Genomic DNA, 17,742 nt, shown 5'->3' on the forward strand with positions numbered 1-17,742 from the left:
TTTCGATGACAACTGCTTTGAAACAACCGCCACTCTCGAGCCAATGCATGGCCGAATTCCTGGGCACTGCGCTGTTGATCTTTTTCGGGACGGGGTGTGTTGCCGCCCTCAAGGTCGCGGGTGCCAGCTTCGGGCTTTGGGAAATCAGTATCATCTGGGGTGTTGGCGTGAGCATGGCGATCTACTTGACCGCCGGTGTTTCCGGGGCTCACCTCAATCCTGCCGTCAGTATCGCCTTAAGCATTTTCGCCGATTTCGAAAAACGCAAACTGCCCTTCTACATCCTGGCCCAGGTCGCTGGCGCGTTCTGCGGAGCGTTGTTGGTTTACACGCTCTACAGCAATCTTTTCTTCGATTACGAACAAACTCACCACATGGTTCGTGGCACCCAGGCAAGCCTTGAGCTGGCGTCGGTGTTCTCCACCTTCCCGCACCCGGCCCTGTCCACCGCCCAGGCGTTCCTGGTCGAAGTGATCATCACCGCCATCCTGATGGGCGTGATCATGTCCCTGACCGACGACAACAACGGCCTGCCAAAGGGTCCGCTGGCGCCACTGCTGATCGGCCTGCTGATTGCGGTGATTGGCAGCTCGATGGGTCCGCTGACCGGTTTCGCGATGAACCCGGCGCGTGATTTCGGTCCTAAGCTGATGACTTTCTTTACTGGCTGGGGTGAAATTTCCTTCACCGGCGGGCGCGATATCCCGTACTTCCTGATTCCGATTTTTGCACCGATTGTCGGTGCCTGCCTCGGCGCTGCTGCATATCGCGGGCTGATTGCCCGTCATCTGCCAGGCACCGAACCTGCTACAAAGGACGCAACACCGGCCATTGACGGCAAACCAAGAACTTCTTGATACCGTTGGCGCGTGATCCTGCCCTTTGATCCCGCGCCTGACCTCACACCTTATTTCGTCCAAGGCAATCGACATGACCGATATTCAGAATAAGAACTACATCATTGCCCTCGATCAGGGTACGACCAGCTCCCGCGCGATCATCTTCGACCGTGACGCGAACGTGGTCTGCACTGCACAGCGCGAGTTCGTGCAACATTACCCGCAAGCCGGTTGGGTCGAACATGACCCGATGGAAATCTTCGCGACCCAAAGCGCCGTGATGGTCGAGGCCCTGGCACAAGCCGGCCTGCATCACGACCAGGTTGCCGCCATCGGCATCACCAACCAGCGTGAAACCACCGTGGTCTGGGACAAGACCACCGGCCGCCCGATCTACAACGCGATCGTCTGGCAGTGCCGCCGCAGCACCGAGATCTGCCAGCAGCTCAAGCGCGATGGCCACGAGCAATACATCAGCGACACCACGGGCCTTGTGACTGACCCGTACTTTTCCGGCACCAAGCTCAAGTGGATCCTCGACAACGTCGAAGGCAGCCGCGAACGTGCACGCAACGGCGAACTGCTGTTCGGCACCGTCGACAGCTGGCTGATCTGGAAATTTACCGGCGGCAAAGTCCACGTCACCGACTACACCAACGCCTCGCGCACCATGCTCTTCAACATCCACTCGCTGGAGTGGGACGCGAAGATGCTGGAGATCCTCGACATCCCCCGCGAGATGTTGCCAGAAGTTAAATCGTCGTCGGAAATCTACGGACACACCAAAAGCGGTATCGCCATCGGCGGTATCGCGGGTGACCAGCAAGCGGCGTTGTTCGGCCAGATGTGCGTCGAGCCAGGCCAGGCGAAAAACACCTACGGCACCGGCTGCTTCCTGCTGATGAACACCGGCGACAAAGCCGTGAAGTCCAAGCACGGCATGCTGACCACTATCGCTTGCGGCCCGAAAGGCGAAGTGGCCTACGCGCTGGAAGGCGCGGTGTTCAACGGCGGTTCGACCGTGCAATGGTTGCGTGACGAGCTGAAGATCATCGCCGACGCCACCGACACCGAATACTTCGCCAGCAAGGTCAAGGACAGCAACGGCGTGTACCTGGTGCCGGCCTTCACCGGTCTGGGCGCACCTTACTGGGACCCGTATGCCCGTGGCGCTCTGTTCGGCCTGACCCGTGGCGTGCGCGTGGATCACATCATCCGTGCCGCGCTGGAATCGATCGCCTATCAAACCCGTGACGTGCTCGACGCCATGCAACAGGACTCCGGCGAACGCCTCAAGTCCCTGCGTGTGGACGGCGGTGCAGTGGCGAACAACTTCCTGATGCAATTCCAGGCCGACATCCTCGGCACCCAGGTTGAGCGTCCGCAAATGCGCGAAACCACGGCACTCGGCGCCGCCTACCTGGCTGGCCTGGCGTGCGGCTTCTGGGGCAGCCTGGACGAGTTGCGTGGCAAGGCAGTGATCGAGCGCGAGTTCGAACCAGCGCTGGAAGAATCGGCGAAGGAAAAACTCTACGCCGGCTGGAAAAAAGCGGTTAGCCGCACCCGCGATTGGGAGCCGCACGAAGGGGCTGAATAAGCCAAGCACAGGACTCTAATAGGGTTCGTCCAAACAGCGTGAAAACGTAGCGAGCGAAGGAAAGACAAGGCAAAAACAGGCGAGGACGCGGAGTTTACGGGTTTGTAAATGAGCAGTCCGAGCCTGTTTTTAACGCAGGATTTCCGAGCGCAGTAGTTTTCACGTTGTTTGGAAACTGGTAGGGAGCGGATTCCTGCGTCATCATGGGCAAATTTTGCACGGCAGCCCAAAGGAAGCCCCATGAATCTGCCTCCCCGTCAGCAGCAAATCCTCGAACTGGTCCGCGAACGCGGCTATGTCAGCATCGAGGAAATGGCCACGCTGTTCGTCGTTACACCGCAAACCATCCGCCGCGATATCAATCAGCTCGCGGAAGCCAATTTGTTGCGTCGCTACCACGGCGGCGCGGCCTACGATTCCAGTGTCGAGAACACCGCCTACGCCATGCGTGCCGACCAGATGCGCGATGAAAAACAGCGTATCGGCGAAGCCATTGCGGCGCAGATTCCCGATCACGCCTCGCTGTTCATCAACATCGGCACCACCACCGAATCGATTGCCCGGGCACTGCTCAACCACAATCACCTGAAAATCATCACCAACAACCTGCACGTAGCCTCGATGCTCAGCGCCAAGGACGACTTCGATGTCCTGCTGACGGGCGGCAACGTGCGGCGTGACGGCGGTGTGGTCGGTCAGGCGAGTGTCGACTTCATCAACCAGTTCAAGGTGGATTTTGCCTTGGTTGGCATCAGCGGTATCGATGAAGACGGCAGCCTGCTCGACTTCGATTATCAGGAAGTGCGGGTGTCCCAGGCGATCATCGCTAACGCCCGGCAGGTGATATTGGCGGCGGACTCCAGCAAATTCGGGCGCAACGCCATGATTCGCCTGGGACCGATCAGCCTGATTGATTGTTTAGTGACCGATCAGCAGCCGGTTCCGGCGCTGGCGCAGTTGTTGAGCCAGCACAAGATTCGGTTGGAAGTCGTCTAAGGCTTTCAGCCTCAAAAGATCGCAGCCTTCGGCAGCTCCTACAGGTTCACTTCGCCCTGTAGGAGCTGCCGAAGGCTGCGATCTTTTGCTTTTAATGTTCGTAAATTTTCCTTTAACCGCCCTTCGATCAGTATTTTCAATCGAAGTTGACTGGCTGTGCGCGGCTTTATGGGCTACCATTTTCGCAAATGAACATTAATGTTCGAATTCCAATATCGAAAATCATAAAAGCCCGAGGCCAGCCGATGCCCACTTCTACCTTGCCTACGCCCCCTCTCGCCGAGGTCTACGATATCGCCGTCATCGGTGGTGGGATCAATGGTGTGGGGATTGCAGCGGATGCCGCCGGTCGCGGTCTTTCGGTGTTCCTTTGTGAAAAAGACGATCTGGCCAGCCACACCTCTTCGGCCAGCAGCAAGCTGATCCACGGCGGCCTGCGCTACCTCGAACATTATGAATTCCGCCTGGTGCGCGAAGCCCTGGCCGAACGCGAAGTGCTGCTGGCAAAGGCCCCGCACATCGTCAAACAGATGCGCTTCGTGTTGCCACACCGCCCGCACCTGCGTCCAGCGTGGATGATCCGCGCCGGCCTGTTCCTTTATGACCACCTGGGCAAGCGGGAAAAACTGGAAGGTTCGAAAAGCCTGAAGTTCGGCCCGAACAGCCCGTTGAAAAGCGAAATAACCAAAGGTTTCGAATACTCCGATTGCTGGGTCGACGATGCTCGCCTCGTGGTCCTGAACGCCATGGCCGCTCGCGAGAAAGGCGCCCACGTTCACACCCAGACCCGTTGCATCAGCGCCCGTCGCGCCAAAGGCCTGTGGCACCTCAACCTGGAACGTGCCGACGGCAGCCTGTTTTCGATCCGCGCCAAGGCACTGGTAAACGCCGCCGGCCCGTGGGTCGCCAAGTTCATCCGAGACGACCTGAAGATGGATTCGCCGTACGGCATCCGCCTGATCCAGGGCAGCCACCTGATCGTGCCGAAACTGTACGAAGGCGAACACGCGCACATTCTGCAAAACGAAGATCAGCGCATCGTCTTCACTATTCCGTACCTGAACCACTTCACCCTGATCGGCACCACGGATCGTGAATACACTGGCGATCCGGCGAAAGTAGCGATCACCGAAGGCGAAACCGATTACCTGCTTAAAGTGGTCAACGCTCACTTCAAGAAGCAAGTCAGCCGCGACGACATCCTGCACAGCTATTCCGGCGTGCGCCCGCTGTGCAATGACGAATCCGACAACCCGTCCGCCGTGACCCGCGACTACACCCTGGCATTGTCTGGCAGCGGTGAAGAAGCGCCATTGCTGTCGGTGTTTGGCGGCAAGCTGACCACCTACCGCAAACTGGCCGAGTCGGCGCTGGCGCAACTGGCACCGTACTTCACGCAGATCAAGCCAAGCTGGACCGCGACGGCCACCCTGCCCGGCGGCGAAGACATGACCACGCCGCAAGCCTTGTGCGCGAAGATCCGCGACACCTTCGACTGGGTGCCGACCGAGATCGCCCGCCGCTGGGCCACCACCTACGGCAGCCGCACCTGGCGCATGCTCGAAGGCGTGCAGAACCTCAACGACCTGGGTGAACACATCGGCGGCGGTCTCTACACCCGCGAAGTCGATTACCTGTGCAGCGAAGAATGGGCGACCACCGCCCACGACATTCTGTGGCGCCGCAGCAAGCTCGGGTTGTTCACCACCCCGGACGAGCAACAGAAACTGGCGGACTACCTGAGCAAGGTCGAGCAGAACCGCAGCAAGATCGAAGCGGCCTGATCGGCAAACCGGTTAGACACAAGCCCCTGAATCGAGAGATTCAGGGGCTTTTTCATGTACCGGTTATCTGTAGGAGCGAGGCTTGCCCGCGAAAGCGGTGTGTCTGCTGCATTAATGTTGGCTGACACTCCCTCTTCGCGGGCAAGCCTCGCTCCTACAGGGGATACCGAAAGACTTCATTCGGTTTTCCGAACGCGACCTGTCGGTCAATTCGGTTAACCGGATTATTCCCGGCTAGAAATCCCGCCATAAATATTTAATCCCTTTATAAATCAACACTTTGATCCTTATCGCCTGGCCTGGCACGAGTCATGCTCTACACTCTTGGACGAATGTATTGTCGTGCCCACCCTTCAGGTGTCACCACGCATTCGAAGCACAAAAGGGCCGACGCTGGCTCCATAAAAAAAACAATGTCGAGGAAAATTTGATGCGCATCGTTCCCCATATCCTGGGCGCAGCCATTGCTGCCGCTCTGATTAGCACTCCAGTTTTCGCTGCCGAACTCACCGGCACACTGAAGAAGATCAAAGAGTCCGGTGTGATCACCCTCGGGCATCGTGACGCTTCCATTCCGTTTTCCTATATCGCGGACGCTTCCGGCAAGCCGATGGGCTACTCCCACGATATCCAGCTGAAAATCGTCGAAGCCATCAAGAAAGACCTCGACTTGCCGAACCTGCAGGTCAAATACAACCTGGTCACCTCGCAAACCCGTATCCCGCTGGTGCAGAACGGCACCGTGGACGTCGAGTGCGGCTCCACCACCAACAACGTAGAACGTCAGCAGCAAGTTGACTTCTCCGTCGGCATCTTCGAAATCGGTACGCGCCTGCTGTCCAAGAAAGGCTCCGCGTACAAAGACTTCGACGACCTGAAAGGCAAGAACGTCGTGACCACCGCGGGCACCACGTCCGAGCGCATCCTCAAGTCGATGAACGCCGACAAGCAGATGGGCATGAACGTCATCTCCGCCAAAGACCACGGCGAGTCCTTCCAGATGCTGGAATCGGGCCGCGCTGTTGCGTTCATGATGGACGACGCCTTGTTGGCCGGTGAAGCAGCCAAAGCCAAGAAAGCCGATGACTGGGCCGTTACCGGTACTCCACAGTCCTACGAAATCTACGGCTGCATGGTCCGCAAGGGCGACGAGCCGTTCAAGAAGGCTGTGGATGACGCCATCAAGGCCACCTACGCTTCGGGCGAAATCAACAAGATCTACGACAAATGGTTCATGGCGCCAATCCCGCCTAAAGGCCTGAACTTGAACTTCCCGATGAGCGACGAGCTCAAGGCCCTGATCGCCAATCCGACCGATAAAGCGGCTGACGACAAGAAGTCCTGATTCCTGACTAACCTTATCTCCTGAGAGGGCCACTGCCCTTTCAGGGGTTTGTCACTCCCTGCTGGCATTTTTTGGAAACACTCGAACCGGTGGCTGTCGAGCCGATCGTGTGTGCCTGAGCTTCAAGTTCAGGCGGGAACGGAGCTTCCCCAGGCGGGCACTTGTACATTGATCGATCCGAGGGGAGACCCTAATGAATTACAACTGGGACTGGGGCGTGTTCTTCAAGTCCACCGGCGTGGGCAGCGAGACTTATCTCGACTGGTTCATCTCCGGTTTGGGCTGGACCATCGCCATCGCCGTCGTGGCCTGGATTATCGCGCTGACGCTGGGCTCGATCCTGGGTGTCATGCGTACCGTGCCGAACCGTGTCGTATCGGGCATCGCGACTTGCTACGTCGAACTCTTCCGTAACGTGCCGCTGCTGGTTCAGCTGTTCATCTGGTACTTCCTGGTGCCCGACCTGCTGCCGCAGAACCTGCAAGACTGGTACAAGCAGGACCTGAACCCGACCACCTCGGCCTACCTCAGCGTCGTCGTGTGCCTGGGCCTGTTTACCGCGGCTCGTGTTTGCGAACAGGTGCGCACCGGCATCCAGGCGTTGCCACGCGGCCAGGAATCCGCCGCGCGTGCCATGGGTTTCAAGCTGCCGCAGATCTACTGGAATGTGCTGTTGCCCCAGGCTTACCGCATCATTATTCCGCCGCTTACCTCGGAATTTTTGAACGTGTTCAAGAACTCGTCCGTGGCCTCGCTGATCGGCCTGATGGAACTGCTCGCGCAGACCAAGCAGACCGCCGAGTTCTCCGCCAACCTGTTCGAAGCCTTCACCCTGGCCACGCTGATCTACTTCACCCTGAACATGAGCCTGATGTTGCTGATGCGTCTGGTCGAGAAGAAAGTCGCCGTACCGGGCCTGATCTCCCTAGGGGGTAAATGATGGAATTCGACTTCTCGGGCATCGTTCCGTCCCTGCCGGGCCTGTGGAACGGCATGATCATGACCCTGCAGCTGATGGCCCTGGGCGTGGTCGGCGGGATCATCCTCGGCACGATCCTGGCGCTGATGCGCCTGTCCCACAACAAACTGATGTCGAACGTTGCCGGCGCCTACGTCAACTATTTCCGTTCGATCCCGTTGCTGCTGGTGATCACCTGGTTCTACCTGGCGGTGCCGTTCGTACTGCGCTGGATCACTGGCGAAGACACGCCGATCGGCGCGTTCGCCTCGTGCATCGTGGCGTTCATGATGTTCGAAGCGGCGTACTTCTGCGAAATCGTCCGGGCTGGCGTGCAGTCGATTTCCAAGGGCCAGATGGGCGCTGCCCAAGCCTTGGGCATGACGTACGGCCAGATGATGCGCTTGATCATCCTGCCGCAAGCGTTTCGCAAGATGACCCCGCTGCTGCTGCAACAGAGCATCATCCTGTTCCAGGACACCTCGCTGGTGTACGCGGTCGGTCTGGTGGACTTCCTCAATGCTTCGCGTGCCAGTGGCGACATCATCGGTCGCTCCAACGAGTTCCTGATCTTCGCAGGGCTTACGTACTTCACAATCAGCTTTGCCGCCTCGCTGCTGGTCAAGCGTCTGCAAAAAAGGTTTGCCGTATGATCTCTATCAAGAACATCAACAAGTGGTATGGCGACTTCCAGGTGCTGACTGATTGCAGCACCGAGGTCAAAAAAGGCGAAGTGATCGTGGTCTGCGGGCCGTCCGGCTCGGGCAAATCGACCCTGATCAAATGCGTCAACGCACTGGAACCGTTCCAGAAAGGCGACGTGGTAGTCGATGGCACGTCCATCGCCGACCCGAAAACCGACCTGCCGAAACTGCGTTCGCGCGTCGGCATGGTGTTCCAGCATTTCGAGCTGTTCCCGCACCTGTCCATCACCGAAAACCTGACCATCGCGCAGATCAAGGTGTTGGGCCGCAGCAAGGAAGAAGCCACCAAGAAAGGCCTGCAACTGCTCGAACGCGTCGGCTTGTCGGCCCACGCGCACAAGCACCCCGGCCAACTCTCCGGTGGCCAGCAACAGCGTGTGGCGATTGCCCGTGCGCTGGCGATGGACCCGATCGTCATGCTGTTCGACGAGCCGACCTCGGCGCTCGATCCGGAAATGGTCAACGAAGTGCTCGACGTGATGGTGCAACTGGCCCACGAAGGCATGACCATGATGTGCGTGACCCACGAAATGGGCTTCGCCCGCAAAGTGGCCGACCGCGTGATCTTCATGGACCAGGGCAAGATCATCGAGGACTGCAAGAAAGAGGAGTTCTTCGGCGACATCAGCCACCGCGCCGAGCGTACGCAGCATTTCCTTAACAAGATTTTGCAGCACTAAAAGCTACACGGCCGCCCCTGTAGGAGCTGCCGCAGGCTGCGATCTTTTGATCCTGATCTTTAAAGGCAAAAGATCGCAGCCTGCGGCAGCTCCTACACGGGATCCCCTGGGCTTGTAGTTGTGGTTGACCCAAGGCATCTGTGATGAAATGCGACCCCACTCTCTATCGCGCAGCGCCGCCATCACTCGCCGTGAAACCCCGTCTGATTCGCCATCTGTTCCTGCCGCCGCTGGTCATCGCCCTGATGATCGGGTTGGGTTACATCGGCTTCTGGGTCAGTGAGCACTACGGGATCCGCAGCCTCAGCGAGAACGGCCAGCGCCAGCTGGAACTGCACGCCCGCGCCGTCGAGAGCGAGATCAGCAAGTACACCTACCTGCCCAGCCTGCTGGAACTCGAATCCAGTGTTTCAAAACTGCTGGACGACCCGACCCCGGAAACCCGGCAAACGGTCAACGATTACCTTGAAGGCCTGAACCGGCGCAGCCGCAGTCGGGCCATCTACGTCATGGACACCACCGGGCGCGTGCTGGCCACCAGCAACTGGCGCGATGTCGACAGTTACCTCGGTGAAGACCTGTCCTTCCGCGCCTATTTCCAGAACGCCGTGCGCGGTCAGCCGGGCCGTTTCTATGGCATCGGCAGCACCAACGGCGAACCCGGCTATTACCTGGCCCACGGCCTGGAAGAACACGGCAAGATCATCGGCGTCGCAGTGGTCAAGGTTCGCCTCGAAGCCATGGAAGAACGTTGGCAGCGTGCGCGCCTCGAAGCTTTCGTCAGCGACGAAAACGGCATCATCATTCTCTCCAGCGATCCCGCGCGCCGGCTCAAATCCGTGGTGCCGTTGAGCGACGAGACCAAGGAAAAACTCGCCCGCAGTCTGCAGTACTACTGGTTTCCGCTGAACGAATTGCAACCGCTGGCCCGGGAAACCCTGGCCGAAGGCGTGGAGAAACTGACCTTCCCCGCCAACAGCGAACTGGCGTCCGACGAGCGAGACATCACCTATCTGGCGCAGACCCGCCCCTTGAGCGACACCCCGTGGAATTTCACCCTGCTCACGCCCCTCGCGGATTTGCGCCGGGAAGCGATCAATCAGGGGATTCTGGTGGCGGTGGCGTTCGCCCTGGTGGCGTTCCTGCTGATCGCCTGGAACGAGCGGCGCAAGGTCATCGCCACCCGCCTCGCGGCCCGGGAAGCCTTGCAGGAAGCCAACAATCAACTGGAGCGTCGGATTACCGAACGCACCACCGACCTGCGTGCCAGCAACGAGCGGCTCAAGGGTCAGATCCGTGAACGGCGCCAGGCCGAAGAGACGTTGCGCCGGGCCCAGGATGAACTGGTCCAGGCTGGCAAACTGGCGGCCATCGGACAGATGTCGACCAGCATCGCGCATGAATTGAACCAGCCACTGGCCGCACTGCGGACCTTGTCCGGCAACACCGTGCGCTTCCTGGAGCGCGGTCAACTGGACGTCGCCAGCACCAACCTGAAAACCATCAACGAACTGATCGACCGCATGGGCCGCATCACCGCCAGCCTGCGCTCCTTCGCCCGGCGCGGCGACGACAAGGGTCAGGCCAGTCTCGGCAAAGCCGTGGACGCTGCGTTGCAACTGCTGGGCAGTCGAATGGAAAGCGTACATCTGGACCTGCACCGCGACTTTAGAGACGTGCAGGTGCAGATAGACCAGACGCGGCTGGAGCAGATCCTGGTCAACCTGATCGGCAACGCCCTCGACGCCATGCAGTCGCAACCGCTACCCGAGCTGTGGCTGGAAGGCGAAGAGTTTGACGGTAAATATCGCCTGCGGGTTCGCGACAACGGCCACGGTATCGACGCCGAAGCGCGCAAGCATCTGTTCGAACCGTTCTTCACCACCAAACCCGGCGAACAGGGCCTGGGCCTCGGCCTGACCCTCTCCGCCAGCCTGGCCGCGGCCACCGGCGGTCACTTGGGTGTCGAACACCCGGCCAGCGGTGGTACCACCTTCGTCCTCAGTTTACCGTTGGTAAGCCCCACTCCCGCCGAGCCAATATGAACAACGACCTTAGCGTACTGATCGTCGAAGACGACCCCCATGTGCTGCTCGGCTGCCAACAGGCGCTGACCCTGGAAGACATTCCCTGCGTCGGTGTCGGCAGCGCCGAAGAAGCCCTGGAGCGGGTCGGCGACAACTTTGCCGGGATCGTCATCAGCGACATCCGCCTGCCGGGCATCGATGGCCTCGAACTGCTGACCCGGCTCAAGGCCCGCGACCGCAGCCTGCCGGTGGTGCTGATCACCGGTCATGGCGATATCTCCATGGCGGTCGGCGCGATGCAGAAAGGCGCCTACGATTTCATGGAGAAACCCTTCTCCCCGGAACGCCTGGTGGACGTGGCCCGCCGCGCCCTTGAACAACGCAGCCTGGCTCGCGAAGTCTCGTCGTTGCGTCGCCAATTGGCGGAACGGGATTCCCTGGAAGGCCGGATCATCGGTCGTTCTCCAGCGATGCAGAACCTGCGTGAACTGATCGCCAACGTCGCCGACACCTCGGCCAACGTGTTGATCGAAGGCGAGACCGGCACCGGCAAGGAACTGGTCGCTCGTTGCCTGCATGACTTCAGTCGCCGCCATACCAAACAGTTCGTCGCGCTGAACTGCGGCGGGCTCCCGGAAAACCTGTTCGAAAGCGAAATTTTCGGCCACGAAGCCAACGCCTTTACCGGCGCCGGCAAGCGGCGGATCGGCAAGATCGAACACGCCGACGGCGGCACGCTGTTCCTCGATGAAGTGGAAAGCATGCCCCTGCCGTTGCAGATCAAACTGCTGCGGGTGTTGCAGGAACGCACCCTCGAACGCCTCGGTTCGAACCAGAGCGTGGCGGTGGATTGTCGGGTGATTGCGGCGACCAAGTCCGACCTGGACGAGTCGAGTAAAAAGGGCGAGTTCCGCAGTGACCTGTATTACCGCCTCAACGTGGTGACCCTGGAACTGCCGCCGCTGCGCGAACGTCGCGAAGACATCCTCCAACTGTTCGAACACTTCCTGCAGCAGTCGTCCCTGCGCTTCGACCGTGCGGTGCCGGAGCTGGACAACCAGACCCTGTCCAACCTGATGAGCCACGACTGGCCGGGCAACGTGCGGGAATTGCGCAACGTCGCCGAGCGTTTCGCTCTTGGTTTGCCGGCCTTCAAAAAGTCTGGCGCCAGCGGCAGCAATCAAGGCCTGGCGTTCGCCGAAGCGGTGGAAGCGTTCGAACGCAATTTGCTCAACGACGCCTTGCAGCGCAGTGGCGGCAACCTGACCCAGGCCAGCCTGGAATTGGGAATGGCCAAGACTACGCTGTTCGACAAAGTCAAAAAGTACGGGCTGAGCCACTGATGGACCTGATCCTCAAAGCAGCCCTCGGCGCGGCAGTCGTACTGATCCTCGCCGCGCTGGCCAAGACCAAGAACTATTACATCGCAGGCCTGGTGCCGCTGTTCCCGACCTTCGCGCTGATCGCACACTACATCGTCGGCAAGGGTCGCTCGCTGGACGATTTGAAGACCACCATCGTGTTTGGCATGTGGTCGATCATTCCGTACTTCGTGTACCTGGCCACGCTGTACGTGATGGTCGACCGCATGCGCCTGGAAGCTTCGCTGGCCGTGGCGGCGGTGGCCTGGTTGATGGCCGCGACCGTGCTCGTCAGCGTCTGGGTGCGCCTTCACGCCTGACCATCCCCTGTGGGAGCGGGCTTGCTCGCGAAGAGGCCAGCACATTCAACATCCATGTTGGCTGACACAGCGCTTTCGCGAGCAAGCCCGCTCCCACAAGGGAACTGCGTTGACAGCGGCTGGCCCGCCCCTTGCATTTACCCTCAAAGCCCTCTCGGCCGGTGCTCATACCTGATGAGCGCGGTGTCTGAAAGCGCCCACCAAGGGGTAGATCCTGACCGTGAATATTCTCAAAAAGGCACCACGCCCATGACCTTCACCGTCATTGTGCTGGTGGCGTTTTCCATCGTGCTGGATGTGATCGGCCAGCTCTGTTTCAAACTCGGCCTGGACCGTTTGCCGGAACTCGAAGGTGGCTTTCGGCTGAACGCGTTCTGGGGTCAGGTGTTCAACGCGCCGCTGCTGTGGTGCGGGATCGGTGCGTACGCGCTGGAATTTTTCGTCTGGCTTGAAGCCTTGTCCCGGGCGCCGTTGAGCCTGATATTCCCGGCCGGGGCCCTGGCCTATTGCGGCGTGGTGCTGGCGGGCAAAGTGGTGCTCGGCGAAACCGTCAGCCGCCGGCGCTGGCTCGCAACGCTGGTGATTACGGTGGGCGTGATGCTCGCGTGTGCTGGCCATGCGTAACGCCGAATCGATGGGTTGGCTGCACGGGCGACTCGGCACGGTGGTGCTCTGGGCGCTGTTGATTACGCTGGAAAGTGCCGGGCAGATTGCGACCAAGGTCGGTGGCGATCAGTTGGGCCAGATGACTTTTACCCTGCATTGGCTGCAAGCAGTGATCGTCGACCCCGGGGTTTTGTTTGCGGTGGGCTGCGGCATCGGCGCGTTCTTTGTGTGGATGCTGATCTTGCGCCGCAGCAGTTTGTCCCTGGCATTTCCCCTGAGTTCACTGGTATTTGTCGGGGTGCTGCTGGGGTCGTGGCTGGGGCTGGGTGAACAGATCAGCTTGCTGCACTGGGTGGGCGTGGCGGTGATTATTGGCGGGATTGCGTTGTTGGCTGAAGGCGAACAAACCTGAATCTCTGTTGCACTCAAGGGCGCCTTCGCGAGCAAGCCCGCTCCCACATTGGAACGCGACCTCCTGTGGGAGCGGGCTTGCTCGCGAAGACGTCAGCCCGGCCAATGAGATGTCCTAGTCAAACTTGTAAGCCACCGCCGCCTGCACTTCCCCCTGATCCTGCTGCCCGACCTGTTTGACGATGCTGCTGTCCGCCGCCGCGCCCGTCAGGTGAATCCAGCTCGCACTGGTCAACAGCGACCAATGGGTTGCCAGCGGAAATTCGAAGCTCTGAGTCAACGCCACGTTCTGCAAACCGCCACCAGCGTTGTAGCGGGCAATGCCCGAAGCCTGCGACTCTGAACCACTCACCCCATAAAACGCCTGATTCTGCTGCGCATCGGCAAAGTGTGCGGTCAGGTTGCTGCTGCCAATCACCCCGCCGCCCAGTGGATAACCAATTTCTCCACCCACCCTCCCGACCACACCCTGAGGCCCGCCAACCGCTTCGCCCACGGTCGCAAACACCCGCCAGAAATCAGCCGGCGCGTATTGCACGAACCCACCGACCACGCCCATGTCCGGCACATCGTGCAGGCCCTGCAAACTGCCGTTGGCGGTGCGCCCCGGCAAATAATTGAGGAACGGCCCGGCACTGAAACCGTTGGTTTTCAACGCGCTCCAGGTCAGCCCGTCGTCGGTGCTGAGGCTGACATCGCCCCAGTCCAGATCGAAATACGGCACCGGCCGGACTTCATGGCGACTGCCGGTCGGGTCATGAGGCTGATAACTCAGCCCCGCACCGGCCTCACCGGTAATGCCATCGGCCAGGACGTTGGCTGACAAGCACGTCAGCGCCGTAAACAGAGCAAGCGTAATCCTCGACATGAGGCCCTTCCTTAACAAGATATGCGCGCATCAATCCTCTTTTCGCCCTCCCTGCGCAAGCACTCATGTTGTTTGTAGCAACCTACAAAAATTGTAGCTTCGCCAACGCGCACACTCGCCAAAACCCCGTAAATACGGGGCCAAACCCGATTGGCACAGTCCCTGCTCTACCCCTTCTGCAAGCGCAAACAGCGCGCCCTGCCCCAATAGGTAATGCAGATGAATGATTGGCATATCGTGTGTGATTTCGACGGGACCATCACCCGCACCGACGTGATCGACAGCATCCTCCAGCGCTTCGCCGACCCGAGCTGGGAAGCGATCGAAAACGAGTGGCTGCAAGGCGACATCGGTTCCCGTGAATGCCTTAGCCGCCAGCTCTCGCTGGTCAAGGCCACGCCGAACGAACTGCTCGCGTTTTTCGACACGATCGAAATCGACCCGGACTTCCCCGACTTCGTCGACCACGTGATCGGCCTCGGCGCCACTCTGGAAGTGGTCAGCGACGGCATCGAGCAAGGCATCGCGCGGATTCTTGCGCGCAACTACGTGACCCTGCTGCCGATCCTCGCCAACCGCTTGCGCCAACTCGGCCATGAGAGCTGGCGCATCGACTTCCCGTACTCCAGCGACGCCTGCCGCGCCGCGTCCGGCAACTGCAAATGCAAGTCCACGCCCAAGAGCAAACGGGTGCTGGTGATCGGTGACGGTCAGTCGGACATGTGCGTGGCGTCCACCGCCGATTTCGTGTTCGCCAAGGATCGCCTGGCCGAGCACTGCGAGCGCAATGGCATCGCCTACGCGCGCTTCGACAGCTTCGCCGAACTTCCAGCCCTGCTGGCCCTGCTGCCTGTTGCCAGCAGCGCCAACGCCACCTCTTTCAACGTCGAAACACAGGAACTCTTCCATCATGTCTGATATTCGAATCGCTACCGCCGAAGACCAGATCCTTCTGGATAAAGAAGCCAAGTACTGCTCCTACGGCGACACCGTCCACTACATCGACCCGCCGCGCATCTTCAGCCGCTGCGAAGGCTCGTACGTGTGGGACACCGAAGACCAGGCCTACCTCGACCTGCAAATGTGGTACTCGGCGGTGAACTTCGGTTACGCCAACCCGCGCCTGAACAACGCACTGAAACAGCAGATCGACACCCTGCCGCAGATCGCCAGCCAGTACCTGCACAAAGGCAAGATCGAGCTGTCGGAAATGATCGCGGTCGATGCCAAGAAAAAATTTGGCCTTGATGGTCGCGTGCACTTCAACGTCGGCGGTTCACAGTCCATCGAGGACTCGCTGAAAGTCGTGCGCAACGCCACCAACGGCAAAAGCCTGATGTTCGCCTTTGAAGGCGGTTACCACGGTCGCACCCTCGGCGCGTCGTCGATCACCTCCAGTTATCGCTATCGCCGTCGCTACGGCCACTTCGGCGAGCGTGCCAATTTCATCCCGTTCCCGTACCACTTCCGTGGCCCGAAAGGCATGACCAAGGAAGAGTACGGCAGCCATTGCGTGCAGCAATTCGCCCGCCTGTTCGAGACTGAATACAACGGTGTCTGGGACCCGAAGGTCGGCCAGAGCGAATACGCAGCCTTCTACGTCGAGCCGATCCAGGGCACCGGCGGCTACGTGATCCCGCCGATGAACTTCTACAGCGAACTCAAGCATGTGCTGGATCAGCACGGCATCTTGATGGTGGTCGATGAAATCCAGATGGGCTTCTGGCGCACCGGCAAGCTGTGGTCGATCGAACACTTCGACGTCAAACCGGACGTGATCGTCTTCGGCAAGGCGCTGACCAACGGCCTCAACCCGCTGGGCGGCATCTGGGCCAAGGAAGAACTGATCAACCCGAAAATCTTCCCGCCGGGTTCGACTCACTCGACCTTCGCGTCCAACCCGCTGGGCACTGCGGTTGGCCTGGAAATGTTCAAGATGACCAGCGAAGTCGATTACGGCGCAATGGTCATGGCCAAGGGCAAATACTTCCTCGAAGGCTTGAAAGACCTGCAGAAACGCTACGCGATCATCGGTGACGTCGATGGCCTGGGCCTGGCCCTGCGCTGCGAAATCTGTGGGCCGGACGGCTTCACGCCGGACAAGGCGACCCTGGATTTCATGGTCGACGAAGGCATGAAGGGCGACATCGAAATCGACGGCAAACGCCTGGGCCTGATCCTCGACGTGGGCGGTTACTACAAGAACGTGATCACCCTGGCCCCGTCGCTGGAAATCAGCTACCCGGAAATCGACCTGGGTCTCGCCCTCCTCGACCGTCTCTTGCACCGGGCGATGAAAAGATGATGCATGACGAGATCGATATGGGCGAAGGCAGCGCCGGTTTCGTTCTCGGCTCGGGCGAGGTCGCGGTGTTGTTGATCCACGGCCTCACCGGCACCCCGACCGAACTCCGTCGGGTGGCCATGGGCCTGGCGAAAGCCGGGCACACGGTCTACGTGCCGACCCTGGCCGGGCACTGCGGCGGCAACGCCGACCTGCAAGCCACTGGCTGGCGCGACTGGTACGAAAGCGCGCGCAACACCTTCGTCGGTGTGCGGCGCAAACACGAGCATGTGTTCGTCGGCGGCTTGTCCATGGGCGCGGTGTTGTCGATGTACCTGGCGGCCGAGCACCCGGGGCAAATCGAAGGCTTGCTGCTGTATTCGACCACCCTGCGCTACGACGGCTGGAGCATCAACAAACTGGCGTTCCTCACGCCGTTGCTGATGCGCATCCCGTTCGGCGTGCACCTTTGCAGCTTCGAAGAAAAACCGCCCTACGGCATCAAGAACGAACGCCTGCGCGCCATCGTCGAACGCCAGATGAAGGAAGGCGAAAGCAGCGCAGCCGGTCTGCTGACTATGGAAGGCGTCACGGTTCGCGAACTGCACCGACTCAATGCCGTGGTGAAAAAATGCATGCCGTCGATCACCACCCAAGCGCTGGTGCTGCACTCCATCGAGGACGACATCACCAGCCGCTGGAACGCCGATTACGTCGAACGCAAACTCGGCGGGCCGGTGGTCAAGGTGTTGCTGGACGACTGCTATCACATGATCACCGTCGACCTGCAATACCGCCGGGTGATTGAGCTGAGCGTGGACTTTATCCAGCAGCGTTTCATTCAACAGCGCTCCACCCCGCGACCTCTGCGCCAGGAATATCGGCAACTGGCCTGAGCCCATGGCGAACCCGGTTGCAGACGGGTCGCCACTGGCGGGGCAATGTCGGCTACTGTATTGAAC

17 protein-coding genes are annotated in these 17,742 nt (G+C 60.0%); 16 read left to right on the forward strand and 1 reads right to left on the reverse strand.

The annotated features are described in order from the left end of the window. Positions 1 to 5: 5 nt before the first annotated feature. The 13 genes from LOY68_RS25515 to LOY68_RS25575 all read left to right on the forward strand — a co-directional run bounded on the left by LOY68_RS25515 (position 6) and on the right by LOY68_RS25575 (position 13,629). Positions 6 to 857, forward strand: coding sequence for an MIP/aquaporin family protein (locus tag LOY68_RS25515; protein WP_054045218.1), 852 nt, complete (start codon positions 6 to 8; stop codon positions 855 to 857). Between the two features lie 73 nt (positions 858 to 930). Then, positions 931 to 2,436 carry a glycerol kinase GlpK gene (glpK, locus tag LOY68_RS25520; protein ID WP_054045219.1) on the forward strand — a complete coding sequence of 502 codons (1,506 nt, stop codon included), beginning with the start codon at positions 931 to 933 and terminating at the stop codon, positions 2,434 to 2,436. Between the two features lie 240 nt (positions 2,437 to 2,676). Next, on the forward strand, positions 2,677 to 3,432 hold the full coding sequence (locus tag LOY68_RS25525) for a DeoR/GlpR family transcriptional regulator (protein WP_007916700.1): 756 nt from the start codon (positions 2,677 to 2,679) through the stop codon (positions 3,430 to 3,432). A 245-nt stretch (positions 3,433 to 3,677) separates the two neighbouring features. Further along, on the forward strand, positions 3,678 to 5,216 hold the full coding sequence (gene glpD / locus LOY68_RS25530) for a glycerol-3-phosphate dehydrogenase (RefSeq protein WP_054613664.1): 1,539 nt from the start codon (positions 3,678 to 3,680) through the stop codon (positions 5,214 to 5,216). Between the two features lie 430 nt (positions 5,217 to 5,646). Continuing rightward, complete coding sequence (locus LOY68_RS25535) at positions 5,647 to 6,561, forward strand: glutamate/aspartate ABC transporter substrate-binding protein (protein WP_265040646.1); 915 nt, start codon at positions 5,647 to 5,649, stop codon at positions 6,559 to 6,561. Positions 6,562 to 6,754: 193 nt separating this feature from the next. After that, the gene (locus tag LOY68_RS25540) at positions 6,755 to 7,501 is read left to right on the forward strand and encodes an amino acid ABC transporter permease (protein WP_265040648.1); all 747 of its coding nucleotides are present in this window, start codon (positions 6,755 to 6,757) and stop codon (positions 7,499 to 7,501) included. Continuing rightward, positions 7,501 to 8,172, forward strand: coding sequence for an amino acid ABC transporter permease (locus tag LOY68_RS25545; protein WP_265040650.1), 672 nt, complete (start codon positions 7,501 to 7,503; stop codon positions 8,170 to 8,172). Before LOY68_RS25540 ends, LOY68_RS25545 begins: the two co-directional genes overlap by 1 nt. Further along, positions 8,169 to 8,903, forward strand: a complete 735-nt coding sequence (locus LOY68_RS25550; RefSeq protein ID WP_054045228.1) for an amino acid ABC transporter ATP-binding protein — start codon at positions 8,169 to 8,171, stop codon at positions 8,901 to 8,903. Before LOY68_RS25545 ends, LOY68_RS25550 begins: the two co-directional genes overlap by 4 nt. A gap of 143 nt (positions 8,904 to 9,046) precedes the next feature. Beyond that, positions 9,047 to 10,948: a sensor histidine kinase gene (locus LOY68_RS25555; protein WP_265040651.1), complete on the forward strand. Its 1,902-nt coding sequence runs from the start codon at positions 9,047 to 9,049 to the stop codon at positions 10,946 to 10,948. Next, complete coding sequence (locus LOY68_RS25560) at positions 10,945 to 12,273, forward strand: sigma-54-dependent transcriptional regulator (RefSeq protein WP_054045232.1); 1,329 nt, start codon at positions 10,945 to 10,947, stop codon at positions 12,271 to 12,273. Before LOY68_RS25555 ends, LOY68_RS25560 begins: the two co-directional genes overlap by 4 nt. An 8-nt stretch (positions 12,274 to 12,281) precedes the next feature. After that, positions 12,282 to 12,611: a GlpM family protein gene (locus LOY68_RS25565; RefSeq protein ID WP_265045831.1), complete on the forward strand. Its 330-nt coding sequence runs from the start codon at positions 12,282 to 12,284 to the stop codon at positions 12,609 to 12,611. A 249-nt stretch (positions 12,612 to 12,860) separates the two neighbouring features. Further along, a complete protein-coding gene (locus tag LOY68_RS25570; protein ID WP_265040654.1) occupies positions 12,861 to 13,235 on the forward strand; it encodes a transporter in 375 nt (124 codons plus the stop codon). Continuing rightward, complete coding sequence (locus tag LOY68_RS25575; RefSeq protein ID WP_265040655.1) at positions 13,228 to 13,629, forward strand: EamA family transporter; 402 nt, start codon at positions 13,228 to 13,230, stop codon at positions 13,627 to 13,629. Before LOY68_RS25570 ends, LOY68_RS25575 begins: the two co-directional genes overlap by 8 nt. Before the next feature lie 114 nt (positions 13,630 to 13,743). On the opposite strand, the gene LOY68_RS25580 is transcribed toward LOY68_RS25575, so the two are convergent. Next, complete coding sequence (locus LOY68_RS25580) at positions 13,744 to 14,496, reverse strand: MipA/OmpV family protein (protein WP_265040656.1); 753 nt, start codon at positions 14,494 to 14,496, stop codon at positions 13,744 to 13,746. Positions 14,497 to 14,715: 219 nt separating this feature from the next. Between LOY68_RS25580 and LOY68_RS25585 the strand changes: the two genes are divergently transcribed. The 3 genes from LOY68_RS25585 to LOY68_RS25595 are packed head-to-tail and all read left to right on the forward strand — an operon-like array spanning position 14,716 to position 17,676. Beyond that, entirely contained in the window at positions 14,716 to 15,414 is a 699-nt protein-coding gene (locus LOY68_RS25585) for an MtnX-like HAD-IB family phosphatase (RefSeq protein ID WP_054045242.1), read from the forward strand. Continuing rightward, positions 15,407 to 16,801 carry an aspartate aminotransferase family protein gene (locus LOY68_RS25590; protein WP_265040657.1) on the forward strand — a complete coding sequence of 465 codons (1,395 nt, stop codon included), beginning with the start codon at positions 15,407 to 15,409 and terminating at the stop codon, positions 16,799 to 16,801. Before LOY68_RS25585 ends, LOY68_RS25590 begins: the two co-directional genes overlap by 8 nt. Further along, positions 16,798 to 17,676, forward strand: a complete 879-nt coding sequence (locus LOY68_RS25595; protein ID WP_163912390.1) for an alpha/beta hydrolase — start codon at positions 16,798 to 16,800, stop codon at positions 17,674 to 17,676. Before LOY68_RS25590 ends, LOY68_RS25595 begins: the two co-directional genes overlap by 4 nt. The last annotated feature ends 66 nt before the right edge of the window (positions 17,677 to 17,742 follow it).

Source organism: Pseudomonas sp. B21-053, from assembly GCF_026016365.1.
GTDB lineage: Bacteria > Pseudomonadota > Gammaproteobacteria > Pseudomonadales > Pseudomonadaceae > Aquipseudomonas > Aquipseudomonas nunensis.

Excerpts from the sequence above, each read along its gene's own strand:
- LOY68_RS25545 (WP_265040650.1), top strand. The coding sequence starts at position 7,501 with ATGGAATTCGACTTCTCGGGCATCGTTCCGTCCCTGCCGGGCCTGTGG.
- LOY68_RS25555 (WP_265040651.1), top strand. The coding sequence starts at position 9,047 with ATGAAATGCGACCCCACTCTCTATCGCGCAGCGCCGCCATCACTCGCC.
- LOY68_RS25595 (WP_163912390.1), top strand. The coding sequence starts at position 16,798 with ATGATGCATGACGAGATCGATATGGGCGAAGGCAGCGCCGGTTTCGTT.
- LOY68_RS25575 (WP_265040655.1), top strand. The coding sequence starts at position 13,228 with ATGCGTAACGCCGAATCGATGGGTTGGCTGCACGGGCGACTCGGCACG.
- LOY68_RS25570 (WP_265040654.1), top strand. The coding sequence starts at position 12,861 with ATGACCTTCACCGTCATTGTGCTGGTGGCGTTTTCCATCGTGCTGGAT.
- LOY68_RS25585 (WP_054045242.1), top strand. The coding sequence starts at position 14,716 with ATGAATGATTGGCATATCGTGTGTGATTTCGACGGGACCATCACCCGC.
- LOY68_RS25580 (WP_265040656.1), bottom strand. The coding sequence starts at position 14,496 with ATGTCGAGGATTACGCTTGCTCTGTTTACGGCGCTGACGTGCTTGTCA.
- LOY68_RS25550 (WP_054045228.1), top strand. The coding sequence starts at position 8,169 with ATGATCTCTATCAAGAACATCAACAAGTGGTATGGCGACTTCCAGGTG.
- glpK (WP_054045219.1), top strand. The coding sequence starts at position 931 with ATGACCGATATTCAGAATAAGAACTACATCATTGCCCTCGATCAGGGT.
- LOY68_RS25590 (WP_265040657.1), top strand. The coding sequence starts at position 15,407 with ATGTCTGATATTCGAATCGCTACCGCCGAAGACCAGATCCTTCTGGAT.
- LOY68_RS25515 (WP_054045218.1), top strand. The coding sequence starts at position 6 with ATGACAACTGCTTTGAAACAACCGCCACTCTCGAGCCAATGCATGGCC.
- glpD (WP_054613664.1), top strand. The coding sequence starts at position 3,678 with ATGCCCACTTCTACCTTGCCTACGCCCCCTCTCGCCGAGGTCTACGAT.
- LOY68_RS25560 (WP_054045232.1), top strand. The coding sequence starts at position 10,945 with ATGAACAACGACCTTAGCGTACTGATCGTCGAAGACGACCCCCATGTG.
- LOY68_RS25540 (WP_265040648.1), top strand. The coding sequence starts at position 6,755 with ATGAATTACAACTGGGACTGGGGCGTGTTCTTCAAGTCCACCGGCGTG.
- LOY68_RS25535 (WP_265040646.1), top strand. The coding sequence starts at position 5,647 with ATGCGCATCGTTCCCCATATCCTGGGCGCAGCCATTGCTGCCGCTCTG.
- LOY68_RS25525 (WP_007916700.1), top strand. The coding sequence starts at position 2,677 with ATGAATCTGCCTCCCCGTCAGCAGCAAATCCTCGAACTGGTCCGCGAA.